This window comes from Yoonia ponticola (assembly GCF_014199395.1).
In the GTDB taxonomy this organism is placed as follows: domain Bacteria; phylum Pseudomonadota; class Alphaproteobacteria; order Rhodobacterales; family Rhodobacteraceae; genus Yoonia; species Yoonia ponticola.
In genome coordinates, this window is record NZ_JACIJM010000013.1 from 24,987 (window position 1) to 41,662 (window position 16,676).

The window sequence follows — 16,676 nt, forward strand, 5'->3', positions numbered from 1 at the left end:
ATTGCGAGCAAGTGGTGGCTTTAGCGCGGACCAAAGCCACCAACCTTTATCAATCGCGATGCTCGGGCAGGGCTTTCACTTCGTCTTTTGTGAGGTCTGTTGTCGCGTGGACGGTGCCCGATGCGTCGCGCATGAAGTCTAGTCGGCCAATATCTAGCCCGACGCGTTTCGACCCGATGCCGAGGAAGCCGCCTGCGTCTAACACGACTTGGGTCGACGGTCCTTCACCGTGAAGGTGGGAAACGTCACCGATGGTTTCGTCGTCGGGGCCGTAAACGGTGGCCCCTTCGAGGTTCAATGCGTTCAACTCGGTCGCTTCGAGGCGGGGGTGTTTGGAATGGTCCATCTTTCATCTCCTTGCTTTAGGTTTGCTTAGTCTCTGCATGGTTAACCATTGCAGCCCCGTGGAGGTTCCGTTGGATGAGCCGCCCCGCACACCTAGTAGGCGAGTTCATGCTTCATATGATTTCCGAAAGGGTCGTTAGATATTGCGACTAACGGGGGGTCATTCTGCTTGCGCTTGGTTGTCACTTAGAAAGCGAACTGCGGTTAGCAGGTCTTGCTGAAACTCGCTGTGCGCTTGTTGCTGCGTTTTTGGATCGCGCACGCGCAATAGATAGGACGGATGCAACGTAATCAGAACAGGCGTACCCGTCAGGCTATGTTCTATCGTGCCGCGGCGACGGGTGATGCCCTCACCGCTGCCTGTTAGGCTTTGTGCAGCGGTGGCCCCCATTGCAAGGATCAGCTTTGGTTTGACTTGCGTGATTTCGGCGTCGAGCCACCAGCGGCAATGTTGGATTTCTGATGTATTGGGCCGCTGATGAAGCCGTCGTTTACCGCGTGCGGTGAATTTAAAGTGCTTAACTGCGTTGGTGACATAAGCCTGATTACGGTCCAATCGGGCCTCGCCCGCGACACGGTCAAACACCTGACCCGCGGGACCAACAAAAGGTTTGCCGCTGAGGTCTTCCATATCGCCGGGTTGTTCACCGACGATCATCAGATCAGCATCCGCGGGACCTTCGCCCGCGACCGCCTGGGTTGCTGTTTGGTGCAAGGGGCACCGTGTACAGGCGGAAATCGCGGCGGGCAGGGTGCCTTTGGGGCCGTCCCACGCTGAATGGCACGTCGCGAGCTGCGCCTGAACCTGCGCCATGCGGGCCGGTGGCAACGAGGGGGCTGCCTGCGCCATCGCCAACGCACGGGCAGGGGCATTTGCAATCATGTCAGGGATCGACGCGGCCTCTGGCATGTTTTTCCAGTACTTCTTAGGCATTTCGGATTGCATCGCCGACACCTTGAGACGGGCCGGATTAAAGATGTTGCGGAAATAGGTGATCCAAAGCTGCTCGCTCGCGTCATCGGGCAGGGCTGGTTTTACGTGCCCTTCCTGAAAGCTCAGCGTGCCATTTTCGAAAATCGCGGACACATCAGGCGTGAGGATGCGCCAATCCATGTCTGCAAACCGTCGCACAAAGAAGCTGGATGTCGGTTCGATGGTGTGGTGTGTCGGCTCGAACCATGCGGCGAAGGAGCGGCGGGTTGCGTCAGGCGGACCGATTTCGCGATAGCGGACGAAGGCTTTCATTTTGTGTTGGCAGCGTCGCACGTTCTTTTCCATCTGGCGCAAACGCGACAAGCCCGCGTCGCCGCGATCAGTCATCAGATGCGGCGCATCTTTCACGCGCCAGAGGAATGCATAGAGGCGCGCAAAGCGTTCGGGATCACTGTGCCAAACAACTGTTTGCGCCAATGCAATAAAGCTGCGGGGTACGGTCGCTGTCGCGCTGGGTGTGATCGCAGTTTCTGCGCCGAATAAGTCAGGCGCTGATCCATGCGCACCCCAGAGAATTTGATCTGGCGGTATGCCCGCTGCTAGAAAATCGCGTGCCGCGTTGCGCCACGCAATGTCAGTGCCGATCGGCGGGATGGTTGCGCGGTGCATCAGAATAGCGCCAATTGCTCAGGTGGCGGCGTGAATTTTGCGCGTAGATTGACGCTGTCGATTAAACTTCCGGGGGACCAGCCGCCTGCCGTGATAAACGTTTTCGCCTTTTTCATCGATGCGCCCATGCGCTGTAAATCCTCGTAGCGCAGCAGCCGGTGACGTCTTGTCGTCAGGATGCGCGATACGGTTTTCACACCGAAACCCGGCACTCGTAACAGCATTTCACGACTGGCACGGTTAACGTCGAGAGGAAAAATTTCGCGGTGCACCAAGGCCCATGCCAGCTTCGGGTCAACTTCAAGATCGAGATTACCATCGGTGGTCACAGAGGTGATTTCGTCCAGTTGAAAATCGTAGAACCGCAGCAGCCAATCGGCCTGATAGAGCCGATGCTCGCGTTGCAGGGGCGGGCTGATTAACGGCAATTTGGACGAGCTATCGGGGATCGGTGAAAACGCAGAATAATAAACGCGTTTGAGCTTGTAGCTGGAATAAAGTCGCGTCGATTGGCCCAGCACAGTCGCGTCGTTCGACCCGTCAGCGCCGATGATCATTTGCGTCGATTGACCAGCAGGGGCAAAGCGCGGGGGACGCTTGCCAGTATAGGATTTTTCCTTGCCAGCGTCCTTGCGCAGACGCACATCTGCCATCGCTTTGCGGATTTGATCAGGCTTTTTTTCCGGCGCGTATTGCTGCACGGCGGCGTCGGTGGGGAGTTCCACGTTTATGGAGAGGCGGTCCGCGAGCAGTCCTGCCTCGGCGATCAATTCAGGGGCCGCATCAGGGATCGTTTTGAGGTGAATATAGCCGCGAAAGTTCTCTTCGTGCCGTAACTTGCGGGCGATTTGAACCATATCGGACATCGTTGCATCTGGTGAACGGATCACGCCTGACGACAAAAACAAGCCTTCGATGTAATTGCGGCGATAGAATTCGATAGTCAGTTTGACTACTTCGTCCACGCTGAACCGCGCACGGGTGACGTTTGAGGACACGCGATTGATGCAATAACTGCAATCATAGATGCAAAAATTGGTCATCAAGATTTTTAGCAGGCTGATGCAGCGCCCGTCGGGGGCGTAGGCGTGACAGATGCCGCTGCCTTCGTTTGATCCCAGACTTTTGCCATCGCGCGAGTCGCGTTTGGTTGAGCCTGAAGATGCGCAAGAGGCGTCGTATTTCGCCGCGTCGCTGAGAATCGCTAGTTTTTGATCGAGTGTTTGTCTGGCCATTTGTTCACTATACGTTCTCAATTCGGCGGTGTCTTTAACCTTTATTTAGAGGTGTCAATTTGTCGCTTATGAAGGGGGGAATGGCAGTGCGTATAGCCGTGCAAAACGATTTCAGCAGTGCATCGTCGTTCGCGAGCTTACGTCGTAGCGATCTGGGCAGTTCCAACTGCACACCTTTGCCTGTGCGCGTGCGATTGCAGATGTTGGTTTCATGGATTCCGGGTAGCGTTATGTTAAGTTCGGCCTCGAAGCTCGCTACGTTTAACGATGCGCCGATAGCATCGCGCAGGTCGGTATCGCGTCCTCCGAGCCAGACCGTATCGCTGCCGTCGTCCTTGCGCCCGTGGATCGCCACAGAGGTCACAGCTCTGCCGACAAGGTCGATCGCGACAGGTTCGTCAAAACGATGCGACGTGATGTGGAAATCACCGTGCGCCCCAGTGCGCAACGCCTCAAAGGTGTAGAACGACAGATCCGCCCCCGCGATTGCAATCGCAATCTCCGACGTTTCCGGTTCGATGCTGCCACCGTGCGGGGCGAGGATCACGACGGTTGTGCCGCGATCTTCGCTTTTGATGCGGTAATCCATGTCCACCTTTTGCTCTAAGGCAAGGTCATTAAAGTTTTGGTAACGGTCAGCCATGAAGCAACGCCCTGCTATACGTTCAGTTTTGTGACGGTCTTTGAAATTTTGCTGCCCTTTCGTTCGAGCGCGACAAGTTCACCAAACGCGATGGTTAGCCACTCGTCACGATCTTCAGTCAAAGGTTCGGACGCAAAGATAGCGGCGGTCGCCTCGTCTTCCCCGCACACGTCAACTTTGTAAGATTTTTCGTGGTCCTGAAAGTTTTTGCCCATGAGGAGGTACATCGGCTCTAGCAGCATCGAAAGTGCGTAGTCGTCAGTGCCATGACCGGATTTCCGTAACTCTTTCCAGTCGCCTTTGTTGTCTGTGCTTCCGTCGTGATCAGACCCGTAATTGACGCCGATAATGCGGTTCGGCGAAACCAGCGCGATCTTCAGTTTAAGCAGCTCCACCAGATCGAGTTTCTTCATCGCTTGAAGGATGAGTTTAAGCAGTTCTTCAAAGCCTTGCTGCACGTCGGCATCGCTATCGCCCTTGAGCAGCGAGAGCAGTAAAACGTAGAGAAATTCCGTGTCGGTGGTTCCGCGCATTTGTTTTAGGTATCGGTCGTCGCAATGGGGCAATAGCTCTCGTTGCAAAATCCTCCAGTTCGGCACGGCGCCGTTCTGCGCAATGATCCAAGGCGTCTCGTTATACGAAAACGGATGGCAGTTTTCATCAGCCAGTACCGTGCGCGAATTATAGGCGGCGGCCCTGACATGCGCGAGCAGCGTGCTGCCCTGAAGGCTGGGAATAATACCTGTCGCGTTGTCGTCATAAAACGCGCCCATCGGCCTGTGGTAAAGTAAGGGTTCGTCCGGTTTCAGCAGATGTTCGCTCCACGCGCCGAAGCCCCAGCCAGCAAGCTGCAGCAGTGGATGGAGTTCCGGGTCAAGGCTTTGATTAATGAGGCTGTTTTCCGGCTCAAGTAAGAGGCTTTCGAGCGGTATTTCTGGCCCGATATAGGCGAGGACACGGCACATGTTTTTCCTAACTTTTGATCTGAGGGCAGAGGGCTGCAACCAACTGACACAGCGTGGCAGTGGTCACGCTGTGCTGCGAGGTGCGAAGACGTCGTCTTTGAGCGACGTGACAGGGGTTGATTGTATGCTGGCATATTCATCTCAATTGACCTAGCGCAGCCGGCGTCAATATCCACAACAGGCCGTGTTCACAAAACGATCGAGCGCCCATAACGGGCAACCATCAGCAGTTTTCACGTAGCGATTCAGTCACGCTGAAGGTGTCTAAGCAATTTTTAAAGAGGCACTTGTTTGTGTGGCATGGCGACTACGCCAAATTACACGGAACAAAATAATCCCGCTGATAAATAACACCGGCCCCATAAGTGAAACTGGGCGAGCCGACTGGTTGTCGAGGATGAGATCGGCAAATGCTGTGAGTATCAAACCATACGCACCTGTGCAAATGATCACGATGCCGAATATGCACTGCTCGGCCTTACTGGCGTGTCGCGTGACCGTGTCGAACAAGAGGCAGGCCGCCGCGCCGAGCAACGCGAGATCGTAGTCGTAGTTGTAAGGGCTGATCAGCGCCGAAACGAACACGCCTGCCCCCATAAAGACCTTGGGCGGAAGCTTGGCCCGAGCCATGAAAATCAGTGCGCCGAGGGCCGCGACAACGGTCGTTAAGTGCAACATCATGGCGACAGGGTGTGGTATGGCAAGGGATAGCGCAAACGCGTAAATCGAGGTCATGCGAAACAGCGGGAAACGCCCATCGCGTAGGACTTCTGCTGTCGCGGATATGGCGGCGAGCGATGTTGGCCAAACGTCCGTGCTGAACGCCAGTGTCGCTAAAAGTGACAGGACGGCCACAACAATCAGCGAAAGTGCCGCGAGCCCCCATCGGCGATCCAGCAAGGACCAGATGCCTACGCCCAGCGCGAGATGCGGTTTGATCGCCATTAGCCCGAGCGGAAGTCCGGCCCAGCGTGATTGACGCAGTGCGAGAATGCAGGTCAACGTGATCAACCCGCCAGTTATAAAACTGTTCTGCCCAGAGCGGATGATCAATAATACTAGCGGCAGAAGCAGTACCGCGACTGTGTGAAATGCTGGCCCAGCCAAGACACGGATCGTCATTACATAGAATGCAAGCGTCACGATCATGAACAATGCATAGGAGACTGGCAGCGGAAGGAGCGACATCGGCGCTACGACTAAATTGAAGTGCGGCGGATAGCTCCAGAACATTTCTGAACCGCTAAAACCCGGAACCTGAGCCTGTCGGGGCAAGAAAATTTCTTGCGTGTAGGCCTCTCGTAAATTGTCTTCGCCAATCATCGTACTGACCAGATAAAAAATATCATAATCAAGAAGGTGCTTTTTGTCGAAGTACACTGGGAAGGCGAATGTCAAAGCGACGTAACCAATCAGTGCCAGCAAGATTAAAACAAGCAATGCCTGTGTCGATGTCTTGATCTGTATCATAAGGTTTCTCCGCTTTTCGGACCGGAAGCGGTCGAACGACTTGTTAGAACAGCGAAGGCCCAGAGCCTTGCTGCGAGGAATGACATGATTGGGACGATCAGCGCGACGAGGCCCATGGCGACGACCATGCTGCCGCCCAGAGAGGTCCAGATAGCGGTGATCAGGCTACTGACCGCAAGAGATGCGAGTGAGAGCACAACAAACCGATAAAAATGCTGCCGTTGTGGTTCCTTCACTCGGAAAGTCACTCGCAGGTGCCCCCAGAACGATACGGCGACGGCCGCACAGAAGCCGGATAGGTTGGCGGTAAGTGGGGCCAACGAGAAGACGGAGGTGACTATCAATGCAACGGCGACGTGGATTGCTGTGGCCACCAGCCCAACAACAGCAAAGCGCGTAAGTTGCGCTAGCCAGACGCTAGGCGTCTGGTTCGTCCTGGCCGACACTGTAAGCATCCTACTCACTCGTTCCGTGGATGGAATGTATCACATACATAGGTCTTTCGCGGACTTCAGTCAGGATACGACCAATGTATTCGCCCAAAATTCCGATAGCGAATAGATTTAAGCCGCCAAAGGTGAGGGTCAGCAAGATCAATGACGCATAACCTGGCACATCAACGCCAAACATCAGCGTACTGAAGAAGACGTAGGTCGCATAGAGCAGCGACATGAGCCCGAGGATCGTGCCGATATAAGTCCACATCCGCAACGGTTTGGTCGTGGACCCGATGATCCCGTCCAACGCCATATTCCACAGTCGCCAGAAGTTCATTTTTGACTGCCCTTCGCTGCGAACTTTGCGCTCAAAGGTAACTTCCTCGGCTTTAAAACCGACCCAGTTGAAGAGGGTTTTGTTTAGGCGAGTTCGTTCGCCCAGCGTGCGCAATACATCGACGACCTGACGGTCTAAAAGGCGGAAATCGCCGACGTCGGATGGCATTGGGTAATCGGAGAGGTAGTTAAACACGCGGTAAAAAGCTGTCGCCGTTGTCCGTTTCGCCCAGCTATCACTGGAACGATCGGTGCGGCGCGCGTTGACGACTTCTGCACCATTTCGCCATTTGGCAACCATCTCTGGGATGATACTTGGTTCGTCCTGCAGGTCGACATCAATCGGAATAACGGCATCGCCGTCGGCATGATCTAAGCCTGCACACAACGCGGCTTCTTTGCCAAAGTTACGCGAGAGGTTAACCAACTGGATGCGTGGATTAGCCTGCATATAAGACCGGATTGTAAATTCGGTGCCATCGCGGCTGCCGTCATTGACGAACAAAATATCGGTCTGCACTGCGGGGGCCATCTGAGCCGAGATTCTCGCCATTTCATCAAGAAACGGTCCAATAGCAGCTTGCTCGTTATAAACAGGAACGATCAAAGTCAGTACGACTTTCTTCGGACGATCCACGACAGCGCTGTTCGCAGGTAGGTCAAGTTTGACAATACTCATCGTGCTATCCTGTTTTACTGTCGTATCACGGCTGACAAATCGCCCTGAAGCGGGTCAGCAAAGACATGATGCGCAACTTTGTTCACAAGGTGGCCGATTGTTGCTGTATTTGTGATAATGAGAACTAGCAGACACTTCGGTTTCGCGTGATGTGCATAGCCGTCTGTGGCTCGCCTCGTCAGGCGTGATCGGCAGAGCAGAAACGTCGTTCATTCCGGCTCCCACAGACTGTTCAGGCCTATGTAAATTTCCGAAACAGTTTTGTTTGGTCGAACATGTCTTCCAGTGCTTCCATGCGGTCTTTGGTATCGCCCCACGTGAGGTCTTGGACCGCCGCGACCATGGTTTCGAGCAACAAAAGCGGAGTCGCGGCTGAATCCCATGCAGAGGGCACGACGATGCGACTACTAAAGCTGATTTGTGCAAGTTGATGTACTGGCGACCGCCACTGATCGGTAAACAAGATCAGTTTCGCGCCCTTTGCATGCGCCATTTCCGCCAGTTTCAGCGTGTTATTTTCATAGCGCCGCATATCGAAAATGATGAAAACGTCACCTGGTTTGACGTCCAAGAGGTAGTGTGGCCATGTGTTTGATGTTGATTGAATATGCGTAATCCGAGGCCGGATGACTTGCATGTGAAGGAATAGATATTCCGCCAGAGTATGTGTGACACGACCGCCAACGATAAACAGATGACGCTTGGTATTGGCGGCCATGGCGCAGGCGGTGTCGAAATCCTGCGGATCGATTTGGCCAAGCGTGTGGCGGATATTGTCAATTACGGCGTCAGTAAACCGGTTTAGGATATGCCCCGATGGCGCACCGCCAGCCCATGTATCATGTTTGGCGATGGGGTCTTTTGCCTTGGCTTTGAGTTCTTCACGCAGCTCGGTTTGGAACTCAGGGTAGCCGTTAAACCCCAACTTTTGAACCATGCGCGCGACCGTCGGGACCGACACCTGTGCATCTTTTGCCAAGGCGCTGAGCGGGCCAAGACCAGACGCTGGGTAGTTTTCGAGTATCGAGTGCGCCAACTGCCGCTCGGCCCTTGTGAGGTCGTCGAGCTGGCGTTGAATGCGATCTGATATCGTGAGTGGTGCGTCGGTCATAGGTTTCGCCCGATTTTTGATCGAAAAAATTACAAGACATCATCATCTGTTATTTCATTTTCATAAATATGTTGACAGATGCGGAATTTGGCAAGACGTTTCACACACGGGGGGCCAATGGCACAAAATCTTAACGAAGCAGCGGGCGACTATGTCCTGTCGGAAAATTCTGACGGGGGATCATCCATCGTTCTGGTTTGCGAACATGCCTCGCACCATATTCCAGCGCGGTTCAGTGGTTTGGGGCTCTCCAGTGATGCCCGCCAAAGCCACGCAGCATGGGATCCGGGGGCTATGGGTGTCGCAACATTGATGTCCAAACAGTTGGACGCTGCCTTGGTTGCCAGCGGCGTGTCGCGTTTGGTCTATGACTGCAATCGCCCGCCAAGTGCGTTAGATGCGATGCCCGCACGTAGCGAAGTTATCGATGTGCCAGGTAATGCAGGATTAACCCAAGCGGATCGCGATGCGCGCACCGAAACTTACTACGAACCATTCCGCGCGGTATTAGCTGCTCAAATCGCCCAGACGCCGCATCCCATTATTGTCACGATCCACAGTTTCACGCCTGTTTATCACGGTGCCTTACGCAGCGTTGAAATTGGCGTTCTGCATGATGACGACACGCGGCTTGCGGATGCTCTGATGCTGACCGCCGCCGTGCATACTGCCTGCGATGTGCAACGCAATGCACCTTACGGACCTACCGACGGCGTGACGCATACGTTGATTGAGCATGCCGTGAAGCACGGTCATCTGAACGTGATGTTGGAAATCCGCAACGACTTGATTGCGACCGCCACCCAACAGAGCGCGATGGCTGCGATGGTTTCGAGGTGGATCGTGGATGCCTGTGCGCAAATGAACGTGGCGGGGGACGTGTCATGTCAGGCCTAATGCGCGGATTTATCAAGGTCGTGGACAGTGTGAATTACCGTATGGGCCGGATGATCATGTACTTCATTTTTGTGCTGATGGGCATTTTGCTATGGTCTTCGATCAGTAAGACATTCTTCCTGCCGTCGATCTGGACGCTTGAAATGGCGCAATTTGTGATGGTGGCCTATTATATTCTGGGCGGGCCGTATTCGCTGCAACTGGGGTCAAATGTACGCATGGACCTGCTGTATGGCGAATGGTCGCTGCGCAAGAAGGCGTGGTTTGATCTGCTCACGGTCATGTTCCTGCTCTTTTATCTGGGCGTCTTGCTGTACGGCGCAGTTAGTTCGACCGCCTACTCGCTAGGCTATTGGGGAACAGAGCCGTTTTCGTTCTTTGGGGGACTGCTGACCGGATCAGAGGAAATCGGCCGGATGGAGCAATCATCTACCGCGTGGCGTCCATACATGTGGCCGATCAAATCTATTATGATTCTGGGTCTGTTCCTGATGCTGCTCCAGTGCATTTCGGAACTGCTCAAAGATATTTTACGTCTGAAAGGCGAACCAGTCTGATGTCGTATGAATTGATCGCCACGCTCATGTTCTCGTCGATGATGCTGATGCTGCTCACGGGGCAGCGCGTCTTTGGCGCAATCGGGTTTGTGGCCGTTGTTGCATCGCTGCTGTTGTGGGGCGATCGGGGCGGTTTTGACCTCGGTTTTGCCGCCGCGATGAAGCTGATGAAGTGGTATCCGCTGCTGACTCTGCCGATGTTCATTTTCATGGGCTACGTGTTGTCGGAAAGTAAGATCGCGGATGACCTCTACAAGATGTTCCACGTCTGGATGGGCGGCTTGCGCGGTGGTCTGGCGATTGGGACGATTGGCCTGATGGTGCTGATTTCGGCGATGAACGGTTTGAGCGTTGCGGGCATGGCGATTGGGTCAACCATCGCGCTGCCAGAGCTGCTGAAAAGGGGGTACGATAAACGCATGGTGACGGGGGTGATCCAAGCGGGATCAAGCCTCGGCATCCTTGTGCCGCCGTCCGTTGTGCTGGTGTTATATGCGATGATCGCGCGGCAACCTGTAGGGCAATTATGGCTTGCTGGCGTGATCCCCGGTCTGATGATGGCGACGCTGTTTGTGATCTATATTGTCGTGCGCTGTCGGGTAAATCCCGATCTGGGTCCGGTTCTGGACGCGTCAGAACGTGATATTCCTCGCGCTGAGAAAATGCGTTTGCTGCGTGCCGGATTGCTGCCGATTATCATTTTCGCCACGATGATGGTGCCGTTTGTGAACGGCTGGACGTCGCTTGTTGAAAGCTCTGCTATCGGCGCACTTGCGGCCTTTGTCGCTGCTGTTCTCAAAGGGCGGATGACCAAAGAGGTATTCGAGAATTCCGTGCGCAACACACTTGGGATCACCTGCATGTTCATGTGGATTATCCTTGCGGCGCTGGCATTTGGGGCAGTGTTTGACGGGTTAGGGGCGGTCAAAGCAATTGAGGCTGTGTTCACCGAGCGCCTGAACCTTAGCCCATGGACCATCCTGATCCTGATGCAACTCAGCTTTATCCTGATGGGGACGTTTCTGGACGACACGGCCATGCTGGTGATCGTGGCCCCACTTTATGTGCCGCTGGTCGGCGAACTAGGTTTTGATCTGATCTGGTACGGTATTTTGTATACGATCACGACGCAGATCGCTTATATGTCGCCGCCGTTTGGCTACAATTTGTTCTTGATGCGGGCGATGGCCCCGCCGGAAATCAGCCTACGCGATATCTATTCTTCGATCACACCTTTTGTGATGATCATGGTCGGCGCGCTGATCCTCGTCATGGTGTTCCCGCAGATCGCCCTTTGGCTACCCGAATACGTGTATAACAAACCATAAAAGAGCCGCCCGAAGGTGGTCGAAACCCAACCAAGGAGATGAAGATATGACATCTAGACGTAAGTTTATCCAAGGGGCGGCGATTGCACCCGCAGCCGCGTTGGCCACACCGGCGCTGGCCCAAAACACGATCACATGGCGTATGCAGACCTATGCAGGCGCGTCATTGGCCGCCGAAGTCATCGTGCCAGCCGTGGAAATGTTCAACAAGATCGCAGGCGACCGCATGCAGATCGAATTGTTCTTTGCTGATCAGCTTGTGCCAACGGGCGAATTGTTCCAAGCGATGCAGCGCGGCACAATCGACGCGGTCCAATCCGACGACGATTCCATGGCATCCCCAACCGATGTGACTGTTTTCGGTGGGTATTTCCCGTTCGGGTCACGCTATTCGCTCGACGTGCCTGTGCTGTTTAACCAATACGGCTTGAATGAAATCTGGGACGAGGAATATTCCAAAGTCGGCGTCAAACACATCTCTGCTGGTGCATGGGACCCCTGTCATTTCGCAACCAAAGACCCGATCCGTAGTCTTGCCGACCTCGAAGGGAAACGCATCTTTACCTTCCCAACTGCTGGCCGCTTTATGTCGCAGTTCGGCGTTGTTCCGGTCAACCTGCCATGGGAAGACATCGAAGTCGCCTTGCAGACGGGCGAATTGGACGGCGTTGCTTGGTCCGGCATCACCGAAGACTACACCGTTGGCTGGGCTGACGCGACGAACTACTTCCTGACCAACAACATCTCGGGCGCTTGGGCAGGGTCATTCTTTGCCAACATGGACCGCTGGAACGAATTGCCAGAGGACCTGCAAACACTGTTCCGCGTCTGCTGTGACCAGTCGCACTACCACCGTCAATGGTGGTATTGGGGCGGTGAAGCGGACCTGCGCGTCAATGGTACCAAAATGGAATTGACCTCGATCCCGGACGACGAATGGGCGACAGTTGAGGCCGCAGCGCAAGTATTCTGGGAAGAAATCGCGGCTGAATCCGATGTGAAACGGCGCGTGGTTGATATCTTTAAGCAGTACAATGCGGACATGGTCAAAGCTGGCCGTCCTTACCGTTACAGCTAAAGCCGATGCAACTTTTGGGGCAGCCGATGGTTGCCCCGAATCCCTGACAGAAAGTAAGAAACCATGCCTGGACTAATGACATTTGATGATCTCAAAGCCCACGTTGCCGATGGATCAATCGACACCGTCCTTGCGTGTTTTGTGGACATGCAGGGACGCTTGATGGGCAAGCGGTTTCACGCGGTTAACTTTGTTGAGACATCGTTCAACGAGACCCATTGCTGCAATTACCTGTTGGCCACTGATATCGAGATGGCGACGCCCGACGGTTTCGCGTCGACCAGCTGGCAGTCTGGCTACGGTGACTATGTGATGAAGCCTGATCTGGGCACGATCCGTCCTGTGCCTTGGCTTGAGGGTACCGCGCTGGTGTTGTGCGATGTTCTGGATCACCACGATCATTTGCCTGTGCCGCATTCGCCACGTGCGATCCTAAAAAAGCAGATTGCGCGGCTTGAGGCGCTGGGCTTTGACGCGAAGATGGCAACTGAGCTTGAGTTTTTCCTCTTTGAGAAAAGCCTCGATGATATCCGCAAAAGCGGTTTCACTGATCTGACGCCAATCAGCGGATACAACGAAGATTACAACATCTTCCAGACCACCAAAGAAGAGAACGTAATGCGGCCAATCCGCAACCATCTGTTCGCGGCAGGTATTCCGATTGAGAATTCTAAAGGCGAGGCCGAAGCTGGGCAGGAAGAGTTGAACATCCGCTACTCGCCCGCTTTGGATTGCGCAGATTATCATTCGATTGCGAAACACGCGATCAAGGAAATCGCGTGGCAACAGGGCTGTTCTGCGACGTTCCTGCCAAAATGGCACAAAGACCGCGTTGGATCATCCAGTCACGTGCATCAGTCGCTCTGGAAAGACGGCGAGGCTGCGTTTTTTGACAAGTCTGCAAAGCACGGCATGTCCGCATTGATGGCGCACTACATGGCAGGACTTATCAAATACGCACCTGATTACACCTACTTTCTGGCACCATATATCAATAGTTACAAACGTTTCGCCAAAGGCACGTTCGCGCCAACCAAGACGGTTTGGTCCGTAGATAACCGCACGGCTGGCTTCCGGCTATGCGGTGAAAACACCAAAGGCGTGCGCGTGGAATGCCGGATCGGTGGATCAGATTTGAACCCGTATCTGGCACAAGCTGTGATGCTCGCGGCCGGGATCAAAGGCATCGAAGACAAGCTGGACTTGCCACCTGCCACTACTGGCGATGTCTACGAAGACGCAAAGGCGGCGGATATTCCGCAAACGCTACGCGCGGCGACGCTGACGTTGCGGAGCTCTGCATTTTTACGCGACGCTTTGGGCGACGATGTGGTTGACCATTACACCCGCGCCGCCGAATGGGAACAAGAAGAATTTGACCGCACCGTGACCGATTGGGAAATCGCACGCGGCTTTGAAAGGGCCTAACCGAAAATGACTATCACCTGTATCTCGCCCATCGACGGGTCAGTTTACGCAACCCGTGAAACGCTGTCGCATGACGCCGCTGTTGACGCCGCCGCGCGTGCCAAAACAGCCCAAATCGCATGGGCCGCGCGGCCATTGGCAGAGCGTATCGCACTGGTGCAAGCAGGCGTCGCAGCCGTGGGCGCGATGAACGATGAAATCGTGCCAGAGATCGCGTGGCAGATGGGCCGCCCTATCCGTTACGGCGGCGAATTTGGCGGCTTCAACGAACGCGCCAGCTACATGGCCGAGATCGCGCAAGACGCGCTTGCCCCGATTGTGGTCGAGGATAGCGATGCGTTCAAGCGCGTGATCAAACGGGTACCGCACGGCGTTGTTCTGGTCGTGGCCCCTTGGAATTATCCTTATATGACAGCGATTAACACCGTGGCCCCCGCATTGATCGCGGGTAATGCGGTGATGCTGAAACATGCCTCGCAAACGCTGCTGGTGGGTGAACGTCTGGCGCAGGCGTTCCATTCCGTTGGCATCCCCGATAACGTGTTTCAGAACGTGTTTCTTGACCACAAAACCACCGCGGATTTGATCGCGCAACGTACCTTTGGTTTCGTGAATTTCACCGGCTCTGTTGGTGGTGGCAAAGCGATGGAAGCAGCGGCCAGCGGCACGTTCACAGGCATCGGGCTAGAGTTGGGCGGCAAAGACCCCGGTTACGTCATGGAAGACGCAAACTTGGACGCGGCCGTGGATACGTTGATCGACGGTGCGATGTTCAATTCCGGTCAATGTTGTTGCGGGATCGAACGGATTTACGTGCACGAAAGCCTGTTTGACGCCTTTGTCGAAAAGGCCGTGGCGATTGTGAACGGCTACAAATTGGGCAACCCATTAGAGCCTGAAACGACGCTTGGCCCGATGGCGCATGTGCGTTTCGCGGACGAAGTGCGCAGTCAAGCGGCAGAAGCGATTGCTGCAGGGGCCAAAGCCCACATCGACGCGGCGAATTTCCCCGAAGATGGTGGCGCCTATCTGATGCCGCAAATCCTGACCAACGTGACCCACGACATGCGCGTCATGCGCGAAGAAAGCTTCGGTCCCGTTGTCGGCATCATGCCCGTCAAAGACGACGCCGAGGCAATCGCGCTGATGAACGATAGCAACTTTGGCCTGACCGCATCGCTCTGGACACAAGACGCTGATCGTGCCGAAGCAATTGCTGACCAGATCGAAACCGGCACCGTGTTTATGAACCGTGCCGACTACCTTGATCCGGGCCTGTGCTGGACCGGCTGCAAAGACACCGGACGCGGTGGTGGGCTGTCTGTAATCGGCTACCACAACCTGACACGTCCAAAATCATACCACCTTAAGAAGGCTTAATAAAATGAGCATCACCGCAAATTGGTCATACCCGACAGCCATCCGTTTCGGCGCTGGCCGCATTGCTGAAATCGCTGACGCCTGCGCTGTTGCTGGCATCAAAAAACCGCTGCTGATCACGGATCGTGGCCTTGCCGAAATGGCGATCACGACGAAAACACTGGACCTGCTAGAGGCCGCTGGCCTTGGTCGTGCAATCTTTGCCGACGTGGACCCGAACCCGAATGAGAAAAACGCCGAAGCTGGTGTCGCGGCCTATAAGGCTGGCGGGCATGACGGTGTGATCGCGTTTGGCGGCGGCTCTGGTCTTGATCTGGGCAAGTTGGTTGCGTTTCTTGCGGGCCAAACCCGCCCGCTGTGGGATTTTGAAGACATCGGCGACTGGTGGACCCGCGCCGACGCAGACGCGATCGCGCCGATTGTTGCCGTGCCAACAACGGCTGGGACCGGATCGGAAGTGGGCCGCGCGTCGGTCATTACCAATTCCGAAACCCAAGAGAAAAAGATCATCTTTCACCCGAAATTCCTGCCAGCCGTCGTGATCTGCGATCCAGAGCTGACTGTTGGTATGCCTAATTTCATCACCGCAGGCACTGGACTGGATGCCTTTGCACATTGCGTCGAAGCCTTTTGTTCGCCGCACTACCACCCGATGTCGCAGGGTATGGCACTGGAAGGCATGCGTTTGGTTAAGGAATACCTGCCACGCGCTTACGCTGACGGGAATGACATCGAAGCGCGCGCGCATATGATGTCGGCGGCGGCAATGGGGGCGACTGCGTTCCAAAAGGGGCTTGGCGCAATCCACGCGTTGTCGCATCCAATTGGCGCGATGCACCACACGCACCACGGCACGACGAATGCGGTTTGCATGCCTGCAGTGCTGCAATTTAACAAACCCGCGATCACGGGTGTCATCACCGACGCGGCAAATTATCTCGGCATCGACGGTGGCTTTGATGGGTTCTGCGCGTATGTGGATGAGTTGAATGCATCGCTAGGTATTCCGAAAACACTGTCAGAACTTGGTGTTAAAGACCCCGACATCGACCGTATAGTTGCGGGTGCGCTGGCTGACCCAAGCACAGGTGGCAATCCCGTTAAGATGACAAAAGAGAATACAAAAGCATTACTTCTCGCCTGTCTTTGATAAGTTAGGAGATAATTATTTTCAACAAAGGGCG

General features: G+C 54.8%; 16 protein-coding genes. 7 read left to right on the plus strand and 9 right to left on the minus strand.

All coding sequences use genetic code 11. The features are described 5' to 3' along the window. Positions 1-49: 49 nt before the first annotated feature. The 9 genes from FHS72_RS16430 to FHS72_RS16470 form a co-directional block, all read right to left on the minus strand. Positions 50-346 carry a PRC-barrel domain-containing protein gene (locus FHS72_RS16430; RefSeq protein WP_183530828.1) on the minus strand — a complete coding sequence of 99 codons (297 nt, stop codon included), beginning with the start codon at positions 344-346 and terminating at the stop codon, positions 50-52. Between the two features lie 159 nt (positions 347-505). Further along, a complete protein-coding gene (locus FHS72_RS16435; protein WP_183530829.1) occupies positions 506-1,948 on the minus strand; it encodes a UdgX family uracil-DNA binding protein in 1,443 nt (480 codons plus the stop codon). Next, the gene (locus tag FHS72_RS16440; protein WP_183530831.1) at positions 1,948-3,183 is read right to left on the minus strand and encodes a putative DNA modification/repair radical SAM protein; all 1,236 of its coding nucleotides are present in this window, start codon (positions 3,181-3,183) and stop codon (positions 1,948-1,950) included. The genes FHS72_RS16435 and FHS72_RS16440 overlap by 1 nt, the downstream gene beginning before the upstream one ends. Before the next feature lie 34 nt (positions 3,184-3,217). Then, positions 3,218-3,826: a poly-gamma-glutamate hydrolase family protein gene (locus FHS72_RS16445; RefSeq protein WP_183530832.1), complete on the minus strand. Its 609-nt coding sequence runs from the start codon at positions 3,824-3,826 to the stop codon at positions 3,218-3,220. A gap of 14 nt (positions 3,827-3,840) precedes the next feature. Beyond that, positions 3,841-4,791, minus strand: a complete 951-nt coding sequence (locus FHS72_RS16450; RefSeq protein ID WP_183530834.1) for a class II glutamine amidotransferase — start codon at positions 4,789-4,791, stop codon at positions 3,841-3,843. Between the two features lie 264 nt (positions 4,792-5,055). Beyond that, positions 5,056-6,261: a glycosyltransferase family 87 protein gene (locus tag FHS72_RS16455; RefSeq protein ID WP_183530836.1), complete on the minus strand. Its 1,206-nt coding sequence runs from the start codon at positions 6,259-6,261 to the stop codon at positions 5,056-5,058. Beyond that, positions 6,258-6,716 (minus strand): GtrA family protein, encoded by a 459-nt coding sequence (locus FHS72_RS18675; protein WP_425511124.1) that lies wholly within the window; start codon positions 6,714-6,716, stop codon positions 6,258-6,260. Before FHS72_RS18675 ends, FHS72_RS16455 begins: the two co-directional genes overlap by 4 nt. Position 6,717: 1 nt before the next feature. Continuing rightward, positions 6,718-7,713 (minus strand): glycosyltransferase family 2 protein, encoded by a 996-nt coding sequence (locus tag FHS72_RS16465; protein WP_183530839.1) that lies wholly within the window; start codon positions 7,711-7,713, stop codon positions 6,718-6,720. Positions 7,714-7,951: 238 nt separating this feature from the next. After that, entirely contained in the window at positions 7,952-8,824 is an 873-nt protein-coding gene (locus FHS72_RS16470; RefSeq protein ID WP_183530841.1) for a MurR/RpiR family transcriptional regulator, read from the minus strand. Positions 8,825-8,941: 117 nt separating this feature from the next. Between FHS72_RS16470 and FHS72_RS16475 the strand changes: the two genes are divergently transcribed. The 7 genes from FHS72_RS16475 to FHS72_RS16505 all read left to right on the plus strand — a co-directional run bounded on the left by FHS72_RS16475 (position 8,942) and on the right by FHS72_RS16505 (position 16,642). Next, entirely contained in the window at positions 8,942-9,721 is a 780-nt protein-coding gene (locus FHS72_RS16475) for an N-formylglutamate amidohydrolase (protein WP_183530843.1), read from the plus strand. After that, the gene (locus FHS72_RS16480) at positions 9,709-10,278 is read left to right on the plus strand and encodes a TRAP transporter small permease subunit (RefSeq protein ID WP_183530844.1); all 570 of its coding nucleotides are present in this window, start codon (positions 9,709-9,711) and stop codon (positions 10,276-10,278) included. Before FHS72_RS16475 ends, FHS72_RS16480 begins: the two co-directional genes overlap by 13 nt. Beyond that, the gene (locus FHS72_RS16485; RefSeq protein ID WP_183530846.1) at positions 10,278-11,606 is read left to right on the plus strand and encodes a TRAP transporter large permease; all 1,329 of its coding nucleotides are present in this window, start codon (positions 10,278-10,280) and stop codon (positions 11,604-11,606) included. The genes FHS72_RS16480 and FHS72_RS16485 overlap by 1 nt, the downstream gene beginning before the upstream one ends. 46 nt (positions 11,607-11,652) lie before the next feature. Continuing rightward, a complete protein-coding gene (locus tag FHS72_RS16490) occupies positions 11,653-12,684 on the plus strand; it encodes a TRAP transporter substrate-binding protein (protein ID WP_183530848.1) in 1,032 nt (343 codons plus the stop codon). A gap of 63 nt (positions 12,685-12,747) precedes the next feature. Beyond that, positions 12,748-14,112: a glutamine synthetase family protein gene (locus FHS72_RS16495; protein ID WP_183530850.1), complete on the plus strand. Its 1,365-nt coding sequence runs from the start codon at positions 12,748-12,750 to the stop codon at positions 14,110-14,112. A 6-nt stretch (positions 14,113-14,118) separates the two neighbouring features. Then, positions 14,119-15,492, plus strand: a complete 1,374-nt coding sequence (locus FHS72_RS16500; protein WP_183530851.1) for an aldehyde dehydrogenase family protein — start codon at positions 14,119-14,121, stop codon at positions 15,490-15,492. A gap of 4 nt (positions 15,493-15,496) precedes the next feature. Then, complete coding sequence (locus FHS72_RS16505) at positions 15,497-16,642, plus strand: iron-containing alcohol dehydrogenase (protein WP_183530852.1); 1,146 nt, start codon at positions 15,497-15,499, stop codon at positions 16,640-16,642. Positions 16,643-16,676 lie beyond the last annotated feature (34 nt).